The sequence below is a fragment of the Inhella crocodyli genome (genome assembly GCF_004004565.1).
Classification (GTDB): domain Bacteria; phylum Pseudomonadota; class Gammaproteobacteria; order Burkholderiales; family Burkholderiaceae_C; genus Inhella; species Inhella crocodyli.
Window position 1 is genome coordinate 484,149 of sequence record NZ_SACM01000001.1, and the last position, 19,684, is coordinate 503,832.

The 19,684-nt window shown below is 70.5% G+C and carries 19 protein-coding genes; 14 read left to right on the top strand and 5 right to left on the bottom strand.

Going from position 1 to position 19,684, the window contains the following annotated elements; translation table 11 throughout:
* Positions 1–194 precede the first annotated feature (194 nt).
* Both EOD73_RS02230 and EOD73_RS02235 read left to right on the top strand, forming a co-directional pair.
* Positions 195–791: a DUF7010 family protein gene (locus tag EOD73_RS02230; protein WP_127680456.1), complete on the top strand. Its 597-nt coding sequence runs from the start codon at positions 195–197 to the stop codon at positions 789–791.
* Complete coding sequence (locus tag EOD73_RS02235; protein ID WP_127680458.1) at positions 776–1,645, top strand: hypothetical protein; 870 nt, start codon at positions 776–778, stop codon at positions 1,643–1,645. The genes EOD73_RS02230 and EOD73_RS02235 overlap by 16 nt, the downstream gene beginning before the upstream one ends.
* A gap of 9 nt (positions 1,646–1,654) precedes the next feature.
* Here the strand turns inward: EOD73_RS02235 and EOD73_RS02240 are convergent, their stop codons facing one another.
* A complete protein-coding gene (locus EOD73_RS02240) occupies positions 1,655–2,770 on the bottom strand; it encodes an HD-GYP domain-containing protein (RefSeq protein ID WP_127680460.1) in 1,116 nt (371 codons plus the stop codon).
* Between the two features lie 63 nt (positions 2,771–2,833).
* Positions 2,834–3,931 (bottom strand): tRNA epoxyqueuosine(34) reductase QueG, encoded by a 1,098-nt coding sequence (gene queG, locus EOD73_RS02245; protein ID WP_127680462.1) that lies wholly within the window; start codon positions 3,929–3,931, stop codon positions 2,834–2,836.
* Positions 3,932–3,958: 27 nt separating this feature from the next.
* Here queG and tsaE point away from each other — a divergent pair, with 27 nt between their 5' ends.
* The 4 genes from tsaE (at position 3,959) to EOD73_RS02265 (ending at position 8,075) form a co-directional block, all read left to right on the top strand.
* Positions 3,959–4,432, top strand: a complete 474-nt coding sequence (gene tsaE, locus EOD73_RS02250) for a tRNA (adenosine(37)-N6)-threonylcarbamoyltransferase complex ATPase subunit type 1 TsaE (RefSeq protein ID WP_240660558.1) — start codon at positions 3,959–3,961, stop codon at positions 4,430–4,432.
* Positions 4,429–5,805, top strand: a complete 1,377-nt coding sequence (locus EOD73_RS02255; protein WP_127680464.1) for an N-acetylmuramoyl-L-alanine amidase — start codon at positions 4,429–4,431, stop codon at positions 5,803–5,805. The genes tsaE and EOD73_RS02255 overlap by 4 nt, the downstream gene beginning before the upstream one ends.
* 174 nt (positions 5,806–5,979) lie before the next feature.
* Positions 5,980–6,861, top strand: coding sequence for a hypothetical protein (locus EOD73_RS02260; protein ID WP_127680466.1), 882 nt, complete (start codon positions 5,980–5,982; stop codon positions 6,859–6,861).
* A complete protein-coding gene (locus EOD73_RS02265) occupies positions 6,858–8,075 on the top strand; it encodes a hypothetical protein (protein WP_127680468.1) in 1,218 nt (405 codons plus the stop codon). Before EOD73_RS02260 ends, EOD73_RS02265 begins: the two co-directional genes overlap by 4 nt.
* A gap of 1 nt (position 8,076) precedes the next feature.
* Here the strand turns inward: EOD73_RS02265 and EOD73_RS02270 are convergent, their stop codons facing one another.
* Positions 8,077–8,730: a DedA family protein gene (locus tag EOD73_RS02270; RefSeq protein ID WP_127680470.1), complete on the bottom strand. Its 654-nt coding sequence runs from the start codon at positions 8,728–8,730 to the stop codon at positions 8,077–8,079.
* Positions 8,731–8,855: 125 nt separating this feature from the next.
* On the opposite strand from EOD73_RS02270, the gene mutL reads away from it, so the two are divergent.
* From mutL to miaA, 4 genes are read left to right on the top strand one after another with little or no spacing between them, the layout of a single operon-like run.
* A complete protein-coding gene (gene mutL / locus EOD73_RS02275; protein ID WP_240660559.1) occupies positions 8,856–10,763 on the top strand; it encodes a DNA mismatch repair endonuclease MutL in 1,908 nt (635 codons plus the stop codon).
* 9 nt (positions 10,764–10,772) lie between these two features.
* The gene (locus EOD73_RS02280) at positions 10,773–12,491 is read left to right on the top strand and encodes a pseudouridine synthase (protein WP_127680472.1); all 1,719 of its coding nucleotides are present in this window, start codon (positions 10,773–10,775) and stop codon (positions 12,489–12,491) included.
* A 2-nt stretch (positions 12,492–12,493) separates the two neighbouring features.
* Positions 12,494–13,009, top strand: coding sequence for a GNAT family N-acetyltransferase (locus EOD73_RS02285; protein WP_127680474.1), 516 nt, complete (start codon positions 12,494–12,496; stop codon positions 13,007–13,009).
* Complete coding sequence (gene miaA, locus EOD73_RS02290; protein ID WP_240660560.1) at positions 12,988–13,941, top strand: tRNA (adenosine(37)-N6)-dimethylallyltransferase MiaA; 954 nt, start codon at positions 12,988–12,990, stop codon at positions 13,939–13,941. The genes EOD73_RS02285 and miaA overlap by 22 nt, the downstream gene beginning before the upstream one ends.
* Positions 13,942–14,074: 133 nt before the next feature.
* Here miaA and EOD73_RS02295 read toward each other — a convergent pair whose 3' ends face one another.
* Together EOD73_RS02295 and EOD73_RS02300 are read right to left on the bottom strand one after the other, a co-directional pair.
* Entirely contained in the window at positions 14,075–14,491 is a 417-nt protein-coding gene (locus tag EOD73_RS02295; protein ID WP_127680476.1) for a hypothetical protein, read from the bottom strand.
* Positions 14,492–14,779: 288 nt separating this feature from the next.
* Entirely contained in the window at positions 14,780–16,456 is a 1,677-nt protein-coding gene (locus EOD73_RS02300; RefSeq protein ID WP_127680478.1) for a serine hydrolase domain-containing protein, read from the bottom strand.
* 171 nt (positions 16,457–16,627) lie between these two features.
* On the opposite strand from EOD73_RS02300, the gene EOD73_RS02305 reads away from it, so the two are divergent.
* Genes EOD73_RS02305 through EOD73_RS02320 form a run of 4 tightly spaced genes read left to right on the top strand, consistent with a single transcriptional unit; the run spans position 16,628 to position 19,670 of the window.
* Entirely contained in the window at positions 16,628–17,518 is an 891-nt protein-coding gene (locus tag EOD73_RS02305; RefSeq protein ID WP_127680480.1) for an SPFH domain-containing protein, read from the top strand.
* 8 nt (positions 17,519–17,526) lie between these two features.
* Positions 17,527–18,051 (top strand): hypothetical protein, encoded by a 525-nt coding sequence (locus tag EOD73_RS02310; RefSeq protein ID WP_127680482.1) that lies wholly within the window; start codon positions 17,527–17,529, stop codon positions 18,049–18,051.
* A gap of 9 nt (positions 18,052–18,060) precedes the next feature.
* Positions 18,061–18,267, top strand: coding sequence for a type II toxin-antitoxin system antitoxin (locus EOD73_RS02315; RefSeq protein WP_127680484.1), 207 nt, complete (start codon positions 18,061–18,063; stop codon positions 18,265–18,267).
* Entirely contained in the window at positions 18,264–19,670 is a 1,407-nt protein-coding gene (locus tag EOD73_RS02320) for a serine hydrolase (protein ID WP_127680486.1), read from the top strand. The genes EOD73_RS02315 and EOD73_RS02320 overlap by 4 nt, the downstream gene beginning before the upstream one ends.
* The last annotated feature ends 14 nt before the right edge of the window (positions 19,671–19,684 follow it).

A 19,684-nucleotide genomic window follows, 5' to 3' on the forward strand; every position in this document is an offset into this window, starting at 1 on the left:
GGTCTCCTGGTCGGGGTGGCGGGATGCTAGGCGCGCGTCCTGGCTTTGGCAGCCCGGGCTTGCCCGCTGTCGATTCAGCCTCCCGCCTGGCGATTTGTCGAGCGCTTGGGGCGTTCGAACTTGCACCCAGCCACAGTGCCGCCATCGATGACGCCCGAACGGGGCACGCCCCCCCGACGCCAAGGAGCCCACCCATGAACGCCCCCGCCCTCACCCTGGACCAAGAACTCGCCGCATTCCGCCAACGCCGTTTCCTGGCCATGCCGCTGGCCGGCAGCGTGGCCTGGGCCCTCGTGGGCCTCGCCGGGCTCGCGCTCGATCCCCGCTGGCACCTGCTGGCGATGTTCGTGCTCACGGGTTGCATCGCTTACCTGGGCATGGGCCTGTCCAAGCTCACTGGCGAAGACTTCATGGCCCAGCGCCACCGCAATCGGTTCGACGCGCTCTTCATGCTCAGCGTCGGCCAGGCGCTGCTGGCCTACGCCATCGCCATCCCCGTGGCCGTTGCGCGCCCCGACACCGCGGTGTTCACCGTGGGCATGCTCACCGGCTTCATGTGGCTGCCCTGTGCCTGGTTGATGGGCCACTGGATCGCGGCCTTCCACGCCGTGGCCCGCACCCTGCTCATCTTGCTGGCGTGGTGGTGGGCGCCGACGCAAGGGATGGTCTGTGTGCCCCTGATCGTGTTGGCGATGTACGGCATCACCATCGTCACGCTGGAGCGTCGCTGGCAAGCGCAGCAGGGGGACCGTGGCGCCGCCGCGAAAATGGCGGCATGCCCGACGCGCTGAGTCCTCCCTGCCCTGCCCCGCCCCCTGCCGAGCGCTGGCGGTTTGCCCACCGAGAGTGGCGGGTGCGCCGCCCCAAGCCCTTCGTGCTGGTGATCGAGGGCGAGGCCGATGCCAACCCCGAGGTGCCGACCGACTACCTGCACGAGGTCTTGCTGGACCCGGCGCACCGGGAAGACTTCCTGCAGTTAATGGACCGAACCGGCCTGGTGGTTTGCCTGAACGTGGCCAGTCGCCACCCCACTTACCGCGACGTGCGCGGCCGCTCCAGCAAGGGGCGCCTGAGCCAGGGCGAGTACTACCACCACGACGGTTGCAGCAGCCCCACCAAGCCGCGCTTGGTGGAGATCCGCTGCCCGCACCAAACGGTCGCCCGTTCGGTGGCCACGGCCGTGGCACCGCACCACGCCGTGCTGCGCGCCATGCTGCAGGTCCTGCCGGCCGACCTGGACGACCCGGCCGTGTTCGGCCCCTGGCGGCGGCGGCTCGCCGACGGCCCTTGGCCCAGCGACGCAGAGCTGGACACCCTGCAAGGCCTGCTCAACCGGACGGTGCGTCGCAAGCTGCCGGCCGAGGCGGCGCGCGCCTACTTCCGCGAGGTCGATGTCGCGGCCGACGCCTACGTCGTGCCGTGGTCCATGGGCGAGAGCCGCTTGATCGCCAATGCCAACGCCGGCGTCACCATGCAGCATCGGCGGGCGTACCTGCAGGAGAACCGCCCAGGGGTGCCCAATGGCAGCCTGGTGAAGCGCTGGACGCACGAGGAACTGCCCTTGCCCGGCCAAAGCGTGGACGCCGCGCTCGTTGCCTCCTTCTGCAGCGAAGAGGACGGCACCTGCCACCGCGCACGGGAGTGACCCAAGGACTCAGTAGATGAGGCCGTACACCCGCTCGAGGGGGAGGCGCGCCACCAAGTTCTTGTCCGCGTTCACGCTCACGATGGCGTACTCGCTCTGTCCCGTGTCACGTCGCTGGACCTGCGGGCTGGGCAGCCCGCGGCGGTCGGTGAGCGTGGCAACGGTGGGTGTCTTCGGCGTGGGGCCGCGGCGAATGACCACGCCCTGCTCTCCGCTGGCCAGGCACACCAGGTCGCCAGGTGGGTACAGCCCACATTCGCGCACCAAGGCGGCCACCAAGGGGCTGGCCGGCGCCTCCAGGTAAGCCTGCCGCGCCGCCTCGCGCACGTCCAGCGGGGGGCGCGACTCCCGCCGGCTGACCTTGGCCAGCACCACGTCGGCCAGGCGCAGCAATTGGGCCGGCTCCGACACGGCCGTTAGGCCCTTGGGGTAGCCCTTGCCGTCGGTGTGCTCGTGGTGTTCTTCCACGGCCTGCAGCCACCCTTCGTCGCGAACGCCGCCGGCGCGCAGGCGGGCGGCGGTGTCGGTGGGGTGGCGCGCCAGTTCGTCACGCTGCTCGGGGTTCAAGCGACCGTACACGGCGTAGCGCGCCTGCAAGTCCAAGATGGTCAGGTTCATGGTCAAGCCCGCCATCAACACCGCGTGGCGGTCCGCGTCGGGCCATCCCAAGCGCGTGGCCATCAAGTCGCACAGCGCGGCCACGAACACCGCGTGCGTCAGGCCGTACATGCGCAGCGGGTGCTGCTCTTGCCGCACCATTTGGTAGAGGATCACGTCGGGGTCTTGCAGCACCATCGCGTGCAGGGACTGGCCCAAAGCCAGGCACGCCTCGCCAAACGCGTCCCCCGGGGGCGGGTCGCGCGCCAAGTCGTCCAAGGCCCAGAAGGCGCGGGTCCAGCGGGCCATCAGCGTGGGGGCTTGCGGCGCCACGGTTTTGCCGGCGGCCAGCGCCTTGATTTCTTCGACATCGGCATGGATGCCGCGGCTGAGCAAGGCCTCTTGCTGGCGCACGCTGGCGATGACGTGGCCGGCGGCCAGCAGCAGGTGGCCAAACTCGTCCCGCACGTTGAACGGCAAGGGCGCGCCCACCTTGATGTGGTTGGCCACGAGCTTGAGCAACTGCATTCGGCACTCCCAGGGCGGGGTGCTGTCGAGGATACGCCGCCCCCAGCGCCGGCGCCCAGGGCGTCAACCCTCGTCCAGGGCCCAGTCGATGTGACGCGCCACGCGCGCCGACGCATGGGGTCGCGCCGCCCGAAGGGCCGCGCGCAAGGTTTGATCCTCCGGGTCGGCGCGCAGCGCATTGCCCAGCGCCACCGCCAGGTTGCGCCGCCAGCGCTCGTAGCCGATGCGGCGGATCGCCGAGCCCTCGGTTCGGCGCAAGAAGCTGGCTTCGTCCCAAGCCCAAAGGCTCAGCAAGTGAGCGCCTTGCATGCCCTCGCGCGGGTCGAAGTCGGGCAACGGGCTGCGCTGGGCGAACTTGTTCCAGGGGCAGGCCAGTTGGCAGTCGTCGCAGCCGTAAATCCGGTTGCCCAGGGCGCGCCGGAACTCGAGCGGGATGTCGCCCTCGTGCTCGATGGTCAGGTAGCTGATGCAGCGCCGGGCGTCCAGCCGGTAGGGCGCGACGATGGCCTGGGTCGGGCAGGCGTCCAGGCAGGCGGTGCACTGGCCGCAGTGCGAGCTCGTCGGCTCGCTGCGCGGCAAGGCCAGGTCCACGTAGATCTCACCCAGGAAGAAGGTCGAACCCGCCTCCCGGTGCAAGAGCAAGGTGTGCTTGCCCCGCCAGCCCAAACCGGCCCGCTGCGCCAGCTCCACCTCCAGCACCGGCGCCGAATCCGTGAAGCACCGGTGCCCGAAAGGCCCCAGGTGCGCGGCGATGCGGTCGGCCAGGCCTTGAAGGCGCTGGCGCAGCACCTTGTGGTAGTCCCGCCCCCGGGCGTAGAGGCTGACCTGGGCCTGCTGGGCGCGCTGCAGCCCGGCCCACTCCACGGCTTGCCAGCCCTCGGGCGTGGCGCCGGGCAGGTAGTCCATGCGCACGCTGATGACGCTCGCCGTGCCCGGCACCAACTCGGCCGGCCGCGCCCGCTTCAGGCCGTGGCGGGCCATGTAGTCCATCTCACCATGGAAGCCAGCGGCCAACCACGCGAGGAGTCCGGGTTCGGCGTCGCGCAGATCGATCGGAGCGATGCCGATTTGGGAGAATCCCGCCGCCCGCCCCCAGGCCTGCACCTGGGCCACCAGCGCGGCCCCTGGCAGGACGGGGTCAAGGTCGGTGGCTTGGGTCATCCACAAATTCTAGGAAGCCCCCGACCCGTGACGGCCGCCCTGCCCTCGCTCGAACTGTTCTGGCCCGACGAGGCCGCCACCCTGGCCGCCGCCGCCCGACTGGCGAGCTCTGAGGCGCTCCCGGGCGCGCTGGTGCTGCTGCAGGGCGATTTGGGCGCCGGCAAGACCACGCTCGTGCGCGGCCTGCTTCGGGCCCTGGGCGTGCAAGGGCGCATCAAAAGCCCCAGCTACGCCGTGCTCGAGAGCTACCCCCTGCCCCTCGGCGACGTGCACCACTTCGACTTCTACCGATTCGGCGACCCGCGGGAGTGGGAAGACGCCGGTTTTCGCGAGCTGCTCACCGGGCCTGGCCTGAAGCTGGTGGAGTGGCCCGAGAAGGCCCCTGACTTGGTGCAGGCGGCCGACCTGCAGGTCGACCTGCGGCCCGAGGGCGACGGCCGCCGCGTTCGTCTGCAGGCCTTGTCCGCGCGCGGGGCTCGGTTGTTGGAGGCCTTGGCATGAAGCGGCGCTTGCTGGTGCAACTGGGCCTGAGCACCTGGACCCTGCCGCTGATGGCCCAGCCGGGCGACGCCGAGTTGGTGGCGGTGCGCGTGTGGCCCGCGCAGGCCTACACCCGCGTCACCCTCGAAAGCGACAAACCGCTGGCGGCCAAGCACTTCGTGACCGAGGCGCCCGAGCGCCTGGTGATCGACATCGACGGGCTGAGCCTCTCGCCCCGGCTCAAGGAGCTGGTCGCCAAGACCCAGCCCGACGACCCCTACATCGCCGGCGTGCGCGTGGGCCAGTACCAGCCCCGGGTCGTGCGCTTGGTCTTCGACCTGAAGCAGGGCGTGGCGCCTCAGGTCTTCACGCTGGCGCCGGTGGCCGCTTACCGCCACCGCCTGGTGCTGGACCTGTACGCCGCGCAACCCAAAGACCCGCTGGAGGCCCTGATCGCCGAGCGGGTGGCCAACGCCCAAAGCGTCACCCAGGCCAACCAAGCGGTGGGCGACGTCAACGACGCACTGGGCGAATGGCTGAAGCGCCGCGAAACCGAGGCCCCGCCCGCGGTCAGCACCGCACCCAGCGCGCCGGCGAGCCCCCCAGCGCCCACGCCGCCCGCCAGCGCCCCAGCCGCCAAACCCTCGCCCAAGCCGCGTCCGCCCACGGGGCCAGTGGAGCGCTTGATCGTGGTCGCCCTGGACCCCGGCCACGGCGGCGAAGATCCGGGCGCCATCGGCCCAACCGGCCTGCGCGAGAAGGACGTGGTGCTGGCCATCGCCCGCCAACTGCGCGACCGGCTGACCCAAGAACCCAACCTGCGCGTGCTCATGACCCGCGATGCCGATTACTTCGTGCCCCTGCACGAGCGGGTGCGCAAGGCGCGGCGCGTGGGCGCCGACCTGTTCGTCTCGATCCACGCCGACGCCTTCATCCGCCCCGAGGCCCGTGGCGCCAGCGTGTTCGCGCTGTCCACCGGAGCCGCCACCAGCGCAGCGGCCCGTTGGATGGCCCAGCGCGAGAACTCGGCTGACGCGGTGGGCGGCCTGAACCAACTCAACGTCAAAGACCGCGGGGTGATGCAAGCGATGCTCGACATGAGCACCACCGCGCAGATCCGCGACAGCCTGCAACTGGGCAGCCAGGTGCTGGGCCAGTTGGGCAAGGTGGGCAAGCTGCACAAGCCGCGGGTGGAACAAGCCGGCTTTGCCGTGTTGAAAGCGCCCGACGTGCCCTCCATCCTGGTCGAGACCGCGTTCATCTCCAACCCCGAGGAGGAGAAGAAGCTGCGCGACCCCGACTACCAGGCCCAACTCGTGGACGCGCTGGCCAAGGGCCTGCTGCGCCACCTCGCCCGCCGCACGCCCAAGCCGGCCAACATCAGCGGCGCTTGAGGGGCACCCGGCCCCTCGCGGGTCGGTGTTTTCGCGGACGGACAAATCCGCATTGAACGCGGTTACGCCAGGTTTCACACTGCCGCACCCCCGGTCGCTGGCGCCCGCACCGCCAGCCGCAGCGACGGTGCAGTCGGGGTCCCCGTTTGGCGGCGATCCTGGAGACACCCCGAAATGCGCAAGACCCTTCGCCTCGCGATGGGCGCGGCCGTGCTGGCCGCCCTGTCCGGCTTTGCCGTCGCCACCAACTACACGCTGTGGATCAACGGCCGCTCCAACAGCGCCACGCCCGGCAACCACGCCGACTTCCGCTACTGGGGCCCGGCCACCACCGCCGCTGGCGTGAACAAGAAGTCCGTCAACTGGGACGGCTACAACAGCATCGCCAACACCAACGGCAAGGTGCGCGACGCCCTCGACTGCTACTGCACCGGCAACAACTGGTGCTACATCGCCGCCCACTCGGCCGGCAACCTGCAGATTGGCTACTCGTTGGCGCTTTACGGCACCAGCACCCGCAGCATCAAAACCCCCACGCCCAACAGCGCTGGCACCTGCAGCAATTCCGGTGCGGGCACCCAAGCCGGTTGGAACATCAAGTGGGTGCGCGTGGCCGGCGGCGCCGCCGGCGGCAGCGAGTTGGCCAACAGCGGCGACTGGGCGCTGAGCGAGCCGCTGGTCTCCGACCTCAAGACCAGCACCGCCCGCGCCATGTACAACCACAACAGCACGCAGGGCAAGATCTTCTATATGTACGCCGGCGCCAGCGGCACCCTGTACAGCGCGCTGCTGCCCGGTCAAGACGACGAGGCCATCGCCTACCACTCCAGCGGCGGCATCAGTGGCAGCAGCGGCGGGGGCTTTTGCAACCCGTCCGACTGGTGGTGCAACGACCTGACCCTGGGCACCGCCGCTGCCGAAGGCGGCCGTGCCAAGTGGACGAACCACACCGTCGCCTTCCGCGACGACGGCGAGGCCTACAACCACTACAACAACGGCAATTGGGCTGGCATCGTCGGGCGCATGCGCACCGACGTGGTCAACAACGCCCAATGAAGGTCCTGCGCCGCCCCGGGGTCTGGGCCCTGGGGCTGCTGGTGGCCGGTGGCTTGGCCTGGTGGGCGTGGCCCACCGGGCCGCAAGCGCCCTCTCAGGCGGCCCAGGCCGCCACCCCTCCACCTCGACCGGCCAGCCCCTGGCCCGCCAGTGGTGCACCAGTGGCGACGGGCGCCCCCCTGAGCCCCGAAGGCCTGCGCCAACGCGAGGCCGAGCGCCAGCAGTGGCAAGCCCGCCTGGCCCAGGCCCGCGAGGCCCTGGCCGCCTACGAGGCGCACGCGCGCTACCCGCACCAGTCGCGCCCGGCCAGCGAACACCCCGACCAGCTCCAGCCCTTCCAGCCCATCGCCGAAGAACACCCCCTGCGCACCCCCGGTGGCACCGCCATGGACGGGGTGAAGCTCGTCACCACCCAAGAGCGCGTGTTCGCGGCGAGCGGGGAAAGCAACAAGGTCACCGTCAGCCTGCAAAACGCCCAAGGCCAAGCCTTGCCGCTGCGCTTCACCCGCGCCATCGTCAAAGAAGTGACCGAACCCGGCCGCACGGCCCAGACCGCCGAGCGCCCCCTGGTGCCCCAAGACAACGGCCAGGCAGGCGACGACCTCGCTGGCGACGGCGTGCACACCGCCGTCATGAACCCGGCAACGCAGGGCTTCGCCAGCTTCGCCGGCCGCATCCGCCTGGAACTGTGGATGGAGCACGGCGGCCAGCCGGGTTTCATCTACTTCGACCTGATGCACGACCCCGGCAGCGCCGGCCGTTGGCTGCCGGGCGTGACCGAGACCGTGGCCCAGGGCGCGCTGGCCCTGGACCTGCGCCTGGAGGTGCTGCAAGCCGGTCGCTACGTCGTCAACGGGCGCATCGACGACGCCACCGGCAAGCCCATCGCCCTGGCCTTGTTCAACGAGGAGCTCAAGGCCGGCCCACAAACCGTGCGCCTGTGGGTGCACGGGCGCCTGCTGCACGACCTCAAGCCCGCCTTCCCGCTGACCCTGCGCGACGTGGACGGCTTCCTGCTGCGCGAGAACACCTTCCCCGACCGCGTCATGCTGCCGCGCCTGCCCGGCGCCGTGCACCGCACCCAGCCCTACGTGCTGGCCCGCTTCTCGCCCGAGGCCTGGCCCAGCGAGCAGCGCGACCGCTACTTGGCCGAGCTGGGCAAGGACGTGGACGTGGCCGCCGACGCCCTCAAGCGCCTGGGCGGCTCGCCCTGATTCAGGCCGCCGCCTGCTGCGCCTTGCGCTGGGCGCGCCAGCCGCCCACGATGGCGATCAAGCCCGGCACGATGATGAAGGCCCAGATGAACTTCTCCAGGTGCTCCTTCACGAAGGGCAAATTGCCGAACAGGTAGCCCAGCACCGTCAGGCTGATCACCCAAATCAAGGCGCCCGCCACGTTGTAGGCCGTGAACTTGCTGCGCGTCATCTCGGCGACCCCGGCCACGAAGGGCGCAAAGGTGCGGATGAAGGGCATGAAGCGGGCGATGATGATCGTCACGCCCCCGTGCTTTTCGTAGAACTCGTGGGCCGCGTTGAAGGCCTTCTTGTTGAAGAAGCGGCTGTCTTCCCACTGGAACACCTTCGGCCCGAAGAAGCGCCCGATCGTGTAGTTCGTCTGGTCGCCCAAGATGGCCGCCGCGATCAACACGCCCATGGCCAGCGGCAGGTTCATCAGGCCGGCGCCGCACAGCGCGCCCACCACGAAGAGCAGCGAGTCGCCCGGCAAGAAGGGCATCACCACCAAGCCCGTCTCGACGAACACGATGGCGAACAACAGGGCGTAGACCCAGTAGCCGTAGGTCCCCACGAACGCCGCGATGTGCTTGTCCACGTGGAGGATGAAGTCGATGAGCCAGTGCACGATTTCCATGGCGGGCATTCTCGGCGGCGTCCCACTCCCTCAGGCGGATTGAGGCGATCTCCCCTGCGAAAGTCCCCTCGGCTGAGGGGGCGGCTGGGATACTCGGGGGTTCCCCGCCGCCTGCACCTGCTGCCTTGATCGACACGCCCCCCCTGCCCCAGGCCCCGCCTCGGCGCCCCATCGCCGAACTGCCCGACGAGCTGATCAGCCAGATCGCCGCCGGCGAGGTGGTCGAGCGCCCGGCCTCCGTGGTGCGCGAGCTGCTGGACAACGCCATCGACGCTGGCGCCAGCCAGGTGACGGTGCGCCTGCTCGAAGGCGGCATTCGCGCCATCACGGTCGAAGACGACGGCCAGGGCATCCCGGCGGGCGAACTGCCCCTGGCGTTGCGCCGGCATGCCACCAGCAAGATCCGCAACCTGGCCGAGCTCGAGGCCGTGGGCAGCCTGGGCTTCCGCGGCGAGGCGCTGGCCGCCATCGCCTCGGTCAGCGACCTGTCCATCACCAGCCGCACCGCCGACGCCGCCCACGCCACCCGCCTGGACGCCCGCAGCGGCGAGCTGCAGCCCGCCGCCCGCACGCGCGGCACCACGGTGGAGGTGCGCGAGCTCTTCTTCAACACGCCCGCGCGCCGCAAGTTCCTCAAGACCGAGGCCACCGAGCAGGCCCATTGCCTGGAAACCCTGCGCCGCGTGGCGCTCACGCGCCCCGACATCGGTTTCGCCCTCTGGGCCGACGGCAAGCTGGCCGCCCAGTGGCGCCCCTCGCGCCTGGACCAGCGCTTGGCCGAGGTGCTGGGCGAGGATTTCGTGGCCGCCAGCCGCAGCCTGAGCTGGGCCGCCGGCCCCCTGCGCATCGAAGGCCGCCTGGGCCTGCCCGAAGCCGCTCGCAGCCGCGCCGACCAGCAGTACCTGTTCGTCAACGGCCGCTTCGTGCGCGACCGCACCCTGGCCCACGCGCTGCGCAGCGCCTTCGACGACGTGCTGCACGGCCAGCGCCAGCCCAGCTACGCGCTGCACATCGACATCGCGCCCGAGTTGGTGGACGTCAACGTGCACCCAACCAAGATCGAGGTGCGCTTTCGCGACAGCCGCGGCCTGCACCAGCAGCTGCGGCGCCTGGCCGAGCAGACCCTGGCCGCCTCGCGGGCCGAAGTGCCCGAGCGGCCCACCGGGCCGGATGGGTCGAACGGGCCTGACGCCCCGGCCCCCGTGGCGCCCTGGACGGCCATGCCGGCAGCGTCTGGCGGCGAGGGCCCCTGGCAGGCCGCCGAGCCCCGCCGCGACTGGGCGGCCGTGCCCCAGCAAAACGCCCTGCCCTGGGCCACGGCCCCGGCCGAACCCCGGTACGACCCCGCGCGTGACGCCTGGTTGGTACGCGCCAGTGCGGCGGCGCCCACGCCTTTCAGCGCGCCCGCCGCCGCCGCCGCAGTGGCCCCCGACTCGGGCGCCGGTGCCGAAGACTGGCCGCTCGGCCGCGCCATCGCCCAGCTGCATGGCGTCTACGTCCTGGCCGAGAACCGCCACGGCCTCGTGCTGGTCGACATGCACGCCGCCCACGAGCGCGTGCTTTACGAGCGCTTCAAGGCCGCCCTGGCCGCGCGCATGGACGCGCAGCCCCTGCTCATCCCCGTGGTGTTTGCCGCCAGCGCCGAGGAAATCGCCACCTGCGAATCGCAACAAGACGCGCTGCAGCAGCTCGGCCTGGACCTGAGCCCCCTGAGCGCCCAGCAACTGGCCCTGCGCTCGCGCCCGGCCCTGCTGGAAGGCGCCGACTTGGTGAGCCTGGCCCGCCGCGTGCTGGCCGACCTGGCCGCCGTGGGCGGCAGCCACGCGCTCGAACGCGCGCAGCACGACCTGCTGGCCACCCTGGCCTGCCACGCCGCCGTGCGCGCCAACCGCCAACTGACCCTGACCGAAATGAACGCGTTGCTGCGGGACATGGAGCGCACCGAGCGCGCCGACCAATGCAACCACGGCCGCCCCACCTGGCGGCAGCTCACGCTGCGCGAGCTCGATGCGCTGTTCCTGCGCGGGCGCTGAGGAGACCCCATGACCGACACCCCCAAGAAGAAGCTGACCCTCAACCCGGGCGCCAAGCCCGCTGGCCGCGGCGACCGCGCGCCCGTGCGCGGCATCAACACGCCCAAGAAGCGCCCGACCCTGGCCGAGGCGCAAGCCGACCGCGAGCGCCGCGAGCGTCGCGAGGCCAACGACCGCCCGCCGCGTCGCGACGGCGGCTCCTTCGGGGATCGCCCGCCGCGTCGCGATGGCGGCTCCTTTGGCGACCGCCCGCCCCGTCGTGATGGCGGCTCCTTTGGCGACCGCCCTCCGCGTCGCGGTGGCGGCTCCTTCGGTGACCGCCCTCCGCGTCGCGACGGCGATTCCTTTGGCGACCGCCCGCCCCGTCGCGACGGCGATTCCTTTGGCGACCGCCCGCCCCGTCGTGACGGCGGCTCGTTCGGTGACCGCCCTCCGCGTCGCGACGGTGGTTCCTTTGGCGACCGCCCCCCGCGTCGCGACGGCGGCTCCTTCGGCGACCGTCCCCCGCGTCGCGACGGTGGTTCCTTTGGCGACCGCCCGCCCCGTCGCGATGGCGGCTCCTTCGGCGACCGCCCTCCGCGTCGCGACGGCGGCTCCTTCGGGGACCGTCCCCCGCGTCGCGACGGTGGTTCCTTCGGCGACCGCCCTCCGCGTCGCGACGGCGGCTCCTTCGGCGACCGTCCCCCGCGTCGCGACGTTGGTTCCGTTGGCGACCGCCCACCGCGTCGCGACGGTGGCTCCTTCGGCGACCGTCCCCCGCGTCGCGACGGTGGCTCGTTTGGCGACCGTCCTCCGCGTCGCGACGGTGGCTCGTTTGGCGACCGTCCTCCGCGTCGTGACGGCGGCTCGTTCGGTGACCGCCCGCAGCGCCCCGAAGGCGACCGCCCGCAGCGCCATGGCGGCTTCGAAGAACGTGCCCCGCGCCCCGAACGCGAAGCCCCAGTTCGCACCAACACCAACGAGGACGGCGAGCGCCTGTCCAAGGTGATGGCCGACCGCGGCCTGGCCTCGCGCCGCGAGGCCGACGAGTGGATCGGTGCCGGCTACGTGCTCGTCAACGGCGCGGTGGCCGTGCTCGGCCAGCGCATCCCGGCCGACGCCCAAATCGACATCGACCCCCGCGCCAAGGAACTGCAGGCCCAGCGCGTCACCATCCTGCTGCACAAGCCCATCGGCGTCGTCAGCGGCCAGCCCGAAGACGGCTACGAGCCCGCCGTGAGCCTCGTCACCGCCGCCAACCGCTGGGCCGACGACCCCACCGCCAAGGGCCTGAGCTTCAACCCCAACCACCTGCGCGGCCTGGCCCCGGCCGGGCGCCTGGACATCGACTCCACCGGCCTGCTGGTGTTCACCCAAGACGGCCGCGTGGCCAAGCACCTCATCGGCGACGACAGCGACGTCGAGAAGGAGTACCTCGTGCGCGTGGCCCTGCCCGGCGCCGAGGAAGGCAGCCACCCCATGCACGCCCTGCCCGAGCACCAACTGGCCCTGCTGAACCACGGCCTGGAGCTCGACGGCGTGCAGCTGCGCGAGGCCAAGGTCAGCTGGGCCAACGAAGACCAGCTGCGCTTTGTGCTGCGCGAGGGGCGCAAGCGCCAGATCCGCCGCATGTGCGAGGCCGTGGGCCTGCAGGTGCTGGCCCTCAAGCGCGTGCGCATCGGCCGCATCCCCCTGTCGCACCTGCCCATGGGCCAGTGGCGCTACTTGGCGCCCTGGGAGCGCTTCTGAGCATGCAGGCACCGGTGTTGGAGACGCCGCGCCTGCGGCTGCGGCCCCTGGGGCCCGACTGCGAAGCGATGTACCTCGCCTTCTTCACCGACGCCGACGCCTCTCACTTTTACGGCGGCCCCCTGCCCCCGAAGGGGGCTTGGTCCCGACTGGCGGCCGACATCGGCACCTGGTCGCTGCGGGGTTTTGGGGTGTGGGCGATCGAGCGGCGAGAGGATGGGCAACTCCTCGGAACCTGCGGCTTTTGGCAAGCCGCCGATTGGCCCCGAGAGCTCACCTGGTGGCTGCTGCCAGCGGCCCGGGGGGCGGGTGTGGCGCAAGAGGCCTCTGAGGCCGTGCTCCGCCAGGCCTATGGGCCTTGGGGTTGGACCGAGGTGGAGACCTACATGCCCGACGACAACCTTGCCGCGCGCCGCTTGGCGCTGCGCTTGGGCGGCGCCGTGGTCCGCCGGCAGCACTTCCCGGACGGCGTGGCGCGCGACGTGCTGAAGCTGCCATGCCCACCCACGCCGGCATGACGCCACAGCCCGTGATCCTGGTCGGCCCCACTGGGGCCGGCAAAACCGCCGCCGCACTGGACTTGGCCCAGCGCGTGCCGCTGGAAATCATCAGCGTCGACTCCGCCCTGGTGTACCGCGGCATGGACATCGGCACCGCCAAACCCAGCGCCGCCGAACAGGCGGCTGTGCCCCACCACCTGATCGACATCCTCGACCCGCTGGAGAGCTACAGCGCCGCCCAGTTCGTGCGCGACGCCAAGCGCTTGGTGGCCGAGATCCAATCGCGAGGCAAGCTGCCCCTGCTGGTGGGCGGCACCATGCTCTACGTCAAGGCCTTGTGCGATGGGCTCTCTGAGCTGCCCGCCAGCACGCCCGAGGTGCGCGCCGCCGTCGACCAAGAAGCCGCCGAGCGCGGCTGGCCGGCCATGCACGCCGAGCTGGCCCGGGTGGACCCGGTCACCGCCGAGCGCCTGCACGCCACCGACGCCCAGCGCATCCAACGCGCGCTGGAGGTCTACCGCGTCACCGGCCGCCCCTTGAGCGACTGGCACGCCCAAGCGCCCAAAGAACCCGGCGTCGACTGGCCGCTCATCAGCATCGAAACCGAGGATCGCGCCTGGCTGCACCAACGCCTGGACGCCCGCTTCGACGCCATGCTGGACGCCGGCCTCGTCGACGAAGTGCGTGCCCTGCGCCAGCGCGGCGACCTGAGCCTGGAGCTGCCCAGCATGCGCTGCGTGGGCTACCGCCAAGTGTGGGAGGCCCTGGACGAGGCCGACCCCCCGGCCCTGGGCCCCCTTCGGGACAAGGCCCAAGCGGCCACGCGGCAGTTGGCCAAACGGCAAATCACTTGGCTGCGGAGCATGCCGAGGCGGCAGGTGATCGACGCGCGGCGCGAAGGCGCGGCCGAGCGGATCGAGGCGTGGCTGAAAGCAGCCGGCTTGGCTTGAGGGTCGGTGCTGACAGCAGCGTCGATCTAAAACGACCCTCAGGTTCCCGTTTAAGGTAAGTCGCTAGCGAACGACCGCAGCACGAACTTTCGCGAGTGGCGAGCGCTGTCTGGATCCAAAAGGGCCGCAGGACTCACAGCAGGTACGGATGGGTATGTGCAAATGCGCCAAGCACCAGTAACGCAGTTGGCCCAAGAACCAGCGTCCCAGCTCCCAACGTGATCGGCCTCCACAACATCCATGCCAGAACACACGCAAACAGCCCAACCAGCACTGCGAGGGGCCATGCCTTGCGGAGCTCCGCCGCCGCCATGTGAGACGGCGTGGTCTGCCCTGCGTCGTCGTCGAGGGCTCCTTTGATGCGGTTCAATTGCTCTGAAGACAGCGGCTCTCCTGGAAGTTCGTCCATGATCGACTGAACAGCAGGCGGCAACGCTGCCGTGTTGACCCGCACGCCTTCCGTCGAGCCGAACAGCGACGCAACGAGCACAACGAGTGAAGTTGCGATGCCAAGTGCAAATGGCTTGAGCAGCGACTGTGATTTCTTCATTGAACAGCGGGACGTCAACACCACTGCGCCTCACGGATGGTCATGAAATTGAGCCGCGCCAGTATGCAGTTGGCACTTTGCCGGCACAGCGACGAGCACGGCTAAATGTCAGGGAGGGCAAGAACCTCGCCCCTTGCACTCAATTCAGTGACCGTCATCCTAGATCAGCGTCGCGCGCAAGGAAGGACCAACGCACCCGATTGGTCGCATTCCAAGCGGCACGGCAGCCTGAGCCGTGAGGCCCGCCTGGCCGCGTAACCCGCGATCGAGCGGCGAACCGTATCCGATTCATCGCTGCCGCTTCAACTCAAACCGCCCCGGCCCCTGCTTCAACACTACCGTTTGCACCTCGCCCTCGGCCGGCCCGAAGCTCAGGCTCGCATCCACCTCCACCACGTACAACTCCCGCGGCGCGCTGGCCTTGAGCGTGACGGCGGGCTGGCCAGGCACCTGGCCGCGCAGCACGCCTTGGGGGTCGACGAATACAGAGAACGACAAGCGCTCGCCCACGTACTGGCCCACCAGGGCCTGGCGCTGGGCCTCGCTCAGGGCGAGGTCGGGGCGCTGGGGCAAGTCGCCGGTGCGGGGCAGCGGCTCGACCGGGCCTTGGTCGTCGCCGTCCGGGTAGTAAACCTGCCCAGTGACCGCACCCGCCGCGTTGCGCTGGAATTGCAACTGCGCCAGGCCGGTGCCCACGGCGAAGCGGTCTTGGCCCAGGGGCGTCAGCGGCACGGTGCTGCCCCCGGCGCGCTGGGAGACCAGCTTGCCATCCACCACGCGCAGGGTGCGGGTGACGGCGCCTTGGCTGTACACGCCCTCAAACGCCTTCAAGGTCGCCGGCGGCACCGCCACGGGCACCGCGGCCGGGTAGGCCTTGCCGGCGGCGAAGGCGCTCAGGCGACGGGCCAGCGGGTCGAGCTCGGGCGTGGCGCGGTCGCTGTTGCGCAGCAGGGCCACGGTGATGCGCTGGGCCGGCAGGTAGTAAAGCACCGTGCCGAAGCCGTGGATGCCGCCACCGTGCTGCAAGGCGGCCATGCCGCGGATGCGGTCGGTGCCGATGCCAAAGCCGTAGCGCGAGGCCTCGGCCGGGCCTTGCGGCGTGACCATGCGTTGGTAGGTGCTGGGCTTCAACAGGCCCTTCTCGTGCAGGGCCTGGTTCCAGCGCCAGAGCGACTCGACGTTGCCCACCAACGCGCCGGCGGCGTGCGGCTGGGTCATGCTGACCAAGCCGGCCGGCGCCCAGCCGTTGCCGCTGCGGGTGTAGCCGGCCACGTGGCCCGGGATGAGGCGGTCGGGTGCGGGGTAGCTCACGGCCACCCGGTTGGGCTGCAGCCAGTTCGACTGCAAGGCCTCGTGCCAGGACTTGCCCGTGATGGCCTCGATGACGGCGCCCACCAGCACGTAGCCGCTGTTGTTGTAGGCCCAGCGGGCACCGGGCGCGAAGTCGGCGGGTTGGTCCTTGAACACGGCCACCAGCTCTTGCGTGCTGAGATCGTGGCGGATCGGGTTGTGCATGTAGCCACCGATGCCCGTGTAGCTCTTGATGCCCGAGGTGTGGTTGAGCAACTGCGTCAAGGTGATGGCCTGACCGTTGGGGTAATCGGGCAGGTACTTGCTCAGCGGGTCGTCCAGCGAGGCCTTGCCTTCGTCCACCAGGCGCAGCAAGGTGGCGGCGGCGAACTGCTTGGTGATGGAGCCCAGGCGCATCACGTGGTCGGGCGCCAAAGGCACGCCCAGCTCGATGCTGGCCTGGCCCCGCGCGGCGGTGGCAAGCAGGGTGTCGCCGCGGGCCACCAACAGGGTCAGCCCCGGGCCTTTGGGGTCGATGCCTTGCTCGTCGAGCAGGCCTTGGGCATATCGCGCCACGGCCGCGGCGTCAGGCAAGGTGTCGGCCCAGGCGGCCCAAGGAGCGAGTGACAAGGCGCCCAACAAGACGACGGCACGGCGGGTGGCAGAGAAGTTCATGGCGGGGTGAGAGGGGATGAAGGCCGGGATGGTGCGCTGCCGCTTCGATTCGCGCCAGTGGCGTGCGACCGGCTGCCGAGAAGCCGGCGTGAAGCGGCGAAAAGAGGGCTTGCGCTGGATGAGCGACTGGCGCTAAAGTGATATCACTTTGATGCCAACTTGGAGACCCCAATGAGCACCCCCGCGAGCCCCAACAACAAGCCCGCCCTGCAAGAGAAGCGCGCCTGGTCGGCCGACGGCTACCTGATGATCGTGGTCGGCTTGGCGCTGCTGGGCCTGGCCGTCGTCAGCCTGCGCGGCGGCGCCCCGCTGGTGGCCATCCCGGCGCTGATCCTGGGGATCATTGCCCTGGCTGGCCTGTACATGCTGCACCCCAATCAGGCGGCCGTGCTCACCCTGTTCGGCGCCTACACCGGCAGCGACCGCAATGCCGGCCTGCGCTGGGCCAACCCGCTGGCCATCAAGAAGAAGATCTCGCTGCGCGACCGCAACCTGAACGCCCCGGTGCTGAAGGTGAACGACCAGCGCGGCAACCCCATCGAAATCAGTGCGGTGGTGGTGTGGCGCGTGCGCGATTCGGCGCAGGCCATGTTCCAGGTGGACGACTACGAGGCCTACGTGCGCGTGCAGGCCGAAGCCGCCATTCGCCACTTGGCCACCTGCTACGCCTACGACGAGGGCGAGGACATCGATGCCGGCGCCATCACCTTGCGTGGCGGCCAAGAGGCCGTGGCCGAGGCCCTGAAGCAAGAATTGCAAGCCCGCTTTGGCGACGCCGGCGTGGACGTGCTCGACGCCAAGATCAGCCACCTGGCCTACGCGCCGGAAATCGCCCAAGTGATGCTGCGCCGCCAGCAGGCCGAGGCCATCATCAGCGCCCGCAGCAAGATCGTCCACGGCGCGGTGAGCATGGTGGAAGCCGCGCTGAAGGGCCTGAGCGAGCGCGAGATCGTCTCGCTGGACGACGAGCGCAAGGCCGCCATGGTGAGCAACCTCTTGGTGGTGCTGTGCTCCGACCGCGAGACGCAGCCGGTGGTGAACACGGGCACGCTGTACACCTGAGGCCGGCCATGGTGCGGTTCTTGTTTCTGGTGGCTTGGGTGGCGGGCATGGGCCTGATGGCCGCGGCCTGGACGGCGTGGAAGGATTTGGCCGATGTGGCATTCAAGCCCACCGAACTGCCCATCCTGACGGTGGTGATGGCCGTGTCGCCGTGGATCGCAGGGCCAGGGCTGTTGCCTTGGTTGCGCCGCATGGAAAGCGGCGGCATCAACATGCCAAATGCCGACTACTGGTTTTCTGGCGAGCGCCGTGCGGAAAGCTTGAGGCGGATGGGCCCTTATCTGGATGCCATGGGCTTGTTGGTGTTGGCCTTGTTGGCGGGCATGGTCGCGCTCGACCTTTGGCATGCACGCCAGGGGCAGAAGGTGAGCGACCTGATCTCCTTGTCCCTGGTGGCGTTGTTCCTGATTGCCACGGCCCTTTGGCTCATGGCGCTCATGCGTGCCTTTCCCAAGCCACCTGCAGATCCGGCAGCGGCCCTGGGGGCTCATCAGGCACCGAGACGTCCTCGCCGACCCGGCGAACCCCACTGACCGCCAAGCATGGCCAGCCCCGACAAAAAGGCCTTTGCCCTGCGCGTGGACCCCGCGCTGTGGGCCGAGGTCGAGCGATTGGCCGCGCAAGAGCTGCGCAGCGCCAACGCGCAGGCCGAGGTGCTGCTGCGCGAGGCCCTGGCCAAGCGCGGCATCAAGCTCGGCCCGCCCAAAGCCCGTCCGCCACTGACGCCCCCCGATCCGGAGACCCCATGAGCACCCTGCCCCGCCGCCGGCTCTTGCAAGCCGCTGCTTTGCTCCCCTGCTTGCCCCGCCCCGCGGTGGCCGCCGCGCCAAACAACGATGCCGTCCGCCGCCTGTTGGCCGAGCGCCTGCGCCACGAAGGCGTGGGCCTGGCCGTGGCGCGCTTCGACGGCAGCACGGTCGACCTGGCCGCGGCCGGCCCCAGCCGCCAGGGCGGCGACGCCATCGACCCCGCCCGCCACCGATTCGAGATCGGCTCCATCACCAAAACGATGGTGGGCGTGCTGTTGGCCGATGCCGTGCTGCGCCGCGAGCTGACGCTCGACCAGCCGGTCGAGTCCTTGCTGCCCGAGGGCACGCGCCTGCGCGACAGCGCCGACGCGCCCATTCGCCTCGTGGACTTAGCGACCCACCGCAGCGGCCTGCCGCGCCTGCCCGGCAATCTCGAACCCACGGCCGTGCCCAACCCGGCCGACCCCTACGCCGCCTACGACGACGCCGCGCTGCTGGCGGGCGTGCGCCAGTTCAAGGCCACCCGCCCCCGCGATGCGCATTGGGACTACAGCAACTTCGGCTCCGGCCTGCTGGCCTGGGTGATCGCACGCCAAGCCAGGCTCAGCCTGCCCGAGTTGTTCCGGCAACGCCTGGCCCAGCCGCTGGGCCTGACGGGCATGGAGTGGGCCGCGCCCGGGGCCGCTGGCAAAGACAGCGCCCAAGGCCACAACCCCGCTGGACAGCCGGTGCCGGCTTGGCACTTTTTGGCGCTGGGCGGTGCCGGCGCCGTGCGCGCCACCGCGGCGGAATTGGCGCGCTACGGGCAAGCGGCCCTGGGGGGCTTTGAGCACCCGCTGCGCGGCGCCTTCGACCTCGCCTTGCAGGTGCACAGCGACTTGGGCCCCGCGCCCAACGCGCGCATGGGCTTGGGCTGGATGCTGGCGCCCGAGCTGAAGCTGGCCACGCACGACGGCGGCACCTATGGCTTCTCCTCGTCGCTGTGGCTGAACTTGGGCGAGCGCCGTGGCGCGCTGGTGCTGGCCAATGCCATGGTCATGGTCAACGACCTGGCCCGTCACCTGCTTAATCCCAGCCAGCCGCTGCGCGACGTGGCCGCCGAGAAGCAAGCCCAAGTCGCCGCGCAGCAGCAGGCGGCGTTGGCGGTGCCGGCGCAGGCCCTGGCCCCGCTGGCCGGCGTGTACGCGCTGAACCCGCGCTTCAAGCTCACGGTCCGCGCCCAGGGCGGCGAGCTGTTCGCCCAGGCCACCGGCCAGGGGGAGTTCGCGCTGTTCGCCAAGTCGCCCCGGCTCTTCTTCGCGCGGGTCACTCCCCTGGAAGTCGAGTTCGAGGGGGCGGAAGGACCCGCCCCGGCGCTGGTGCTGCGCCAGGGCGGTCAGGTGCTGCGCTTCGTCAAGGACTAGCGCCGCCTCTCAGT

Excerpts from the sequence above, each read along its gene's own strand:
- EOD73_RS02260 (WP_127680466.1), top strand. The coding sequence starts at position 5,980 with ATGCGCAAGACCCTTCGCCTCGCGATGGGCGCGGCCGTGCTGGCCGCC.
- EOD73_RS02280 (WP_127680472.1), top strand. The coding sequence starts at position 10,773 with ATGACCGACACCCCCAAGAAGAAGCTGACCCTCAACCCGGGCGCCAAG.
- EOD73_RS02285 (WP_127680474.1), top strand. The coding sequence starts at position 12,494 with ATGCAGGCACCGGTGTTGGAGACGCCGCGCCTGCGGCTGCGGCCCCTG.
- EOD73_RS02255 (WP_127680464.1), top strand. The coding sequence starts at position 4,429 with ATGAAGCGGCGCTTGCTGGTGCAACTGGGCCTGAGCACCTGGACCCTG.
- EOD73_RS02240 (WP_127680460.1), bottom strand. The coding sequence starts at position 2,770 with ATGCAGTTGCTCAAGCTCGTGGCCAACCACATCAAGGTGGGCGCGCCC.
- EOD73_RS02270 (WP_127680470.1), bottom strand. The coding sequence starts at position 8,730 with ATGGAAATCGTGCACTGGCTCATCGACTTCATCCTCCACGTGGACAAG.
- EOD73_RS02265 (WP_127680468.1), top strand. The coding sequence starts at position 6,858 with ATGAAGGTCCTGCGCCGCCCCGGGGTCTGGGCCCTGGGGCTGCTGGTG.
- miaA (WP_240660560.1), top strand. The coding sequence starts at position 12,988 with ATGCCCACCCACGCCGGCATGACGCCACAGCCCGTGATCCTGGTCGGC.
- EOD73_RS02230 (WP_127680456.1), top strand. The coding sequence starts at position 195 with ATGAACGCCCCCGCCCTCACCCTGGACCAAGAACTCGCCGCATTCCGC.
- EOD73_RS02315 (WP_127680484.1), top strand. The coding sequence starts at position 18,061 with ATGGCCAGCCCCGACAAAAAGGCCTTTGCCCTGCGCGTGGACCCCGCG.
- EOD73_RS02320 (WP_127680486.1), top strand. The coding sequence starts at position 18,264 with ATGAGCACCCTGCCCCGCCGCCGGCTCTTGCAAGCCGCTGCTTTGCTC.
- queG (WP_127680462.1), bottom strand. The coding sequence starts at position 3,931 with ATGACCCAAGCCACCGACCTTGACCCCGTCCTGCCAGGGGCCGCGCTG.
- EOD73_RS02235 (WP_127680458.1), top strand. The coding sequence starts at position 776 with ATGCCCGACGCGCTGAGTCCTCCCTGCCCTGCCCCGCCCCCTGCCGAG.
- EOD73_RS02305 (WP_127680480.1), top strand. The coding sequence starts at position 16,628 with ATGAGCACCCCCGCGAGCCCCAACAACAAGCCCGCCCTGCAAGAGAAG.
- EOD73_RS02300 (WP_127680478.1), bottom strand. The coding sequence starts at position 16,456 with ATGAACTTCTCTGCCACCCGCCGTGCCGTCGTCTTGTTGGGCGCCTTG.
- EOD73_RS02310 (WP_127680482.1), top strand. The coding sequence starts at position 17,527 with ATGGTGCGGTTCTTGTTTCTGGTGGCTTGGGTGGCGGGCATGGGCCTG.
- EOD73_RS02295 (WP_127680476.1), bottom strand. The coding sequence starts at position 14,491 with ATGAAGAAATCACAGTCGCTGCTCAAGCCATTTGCACTTGGCATCGCA.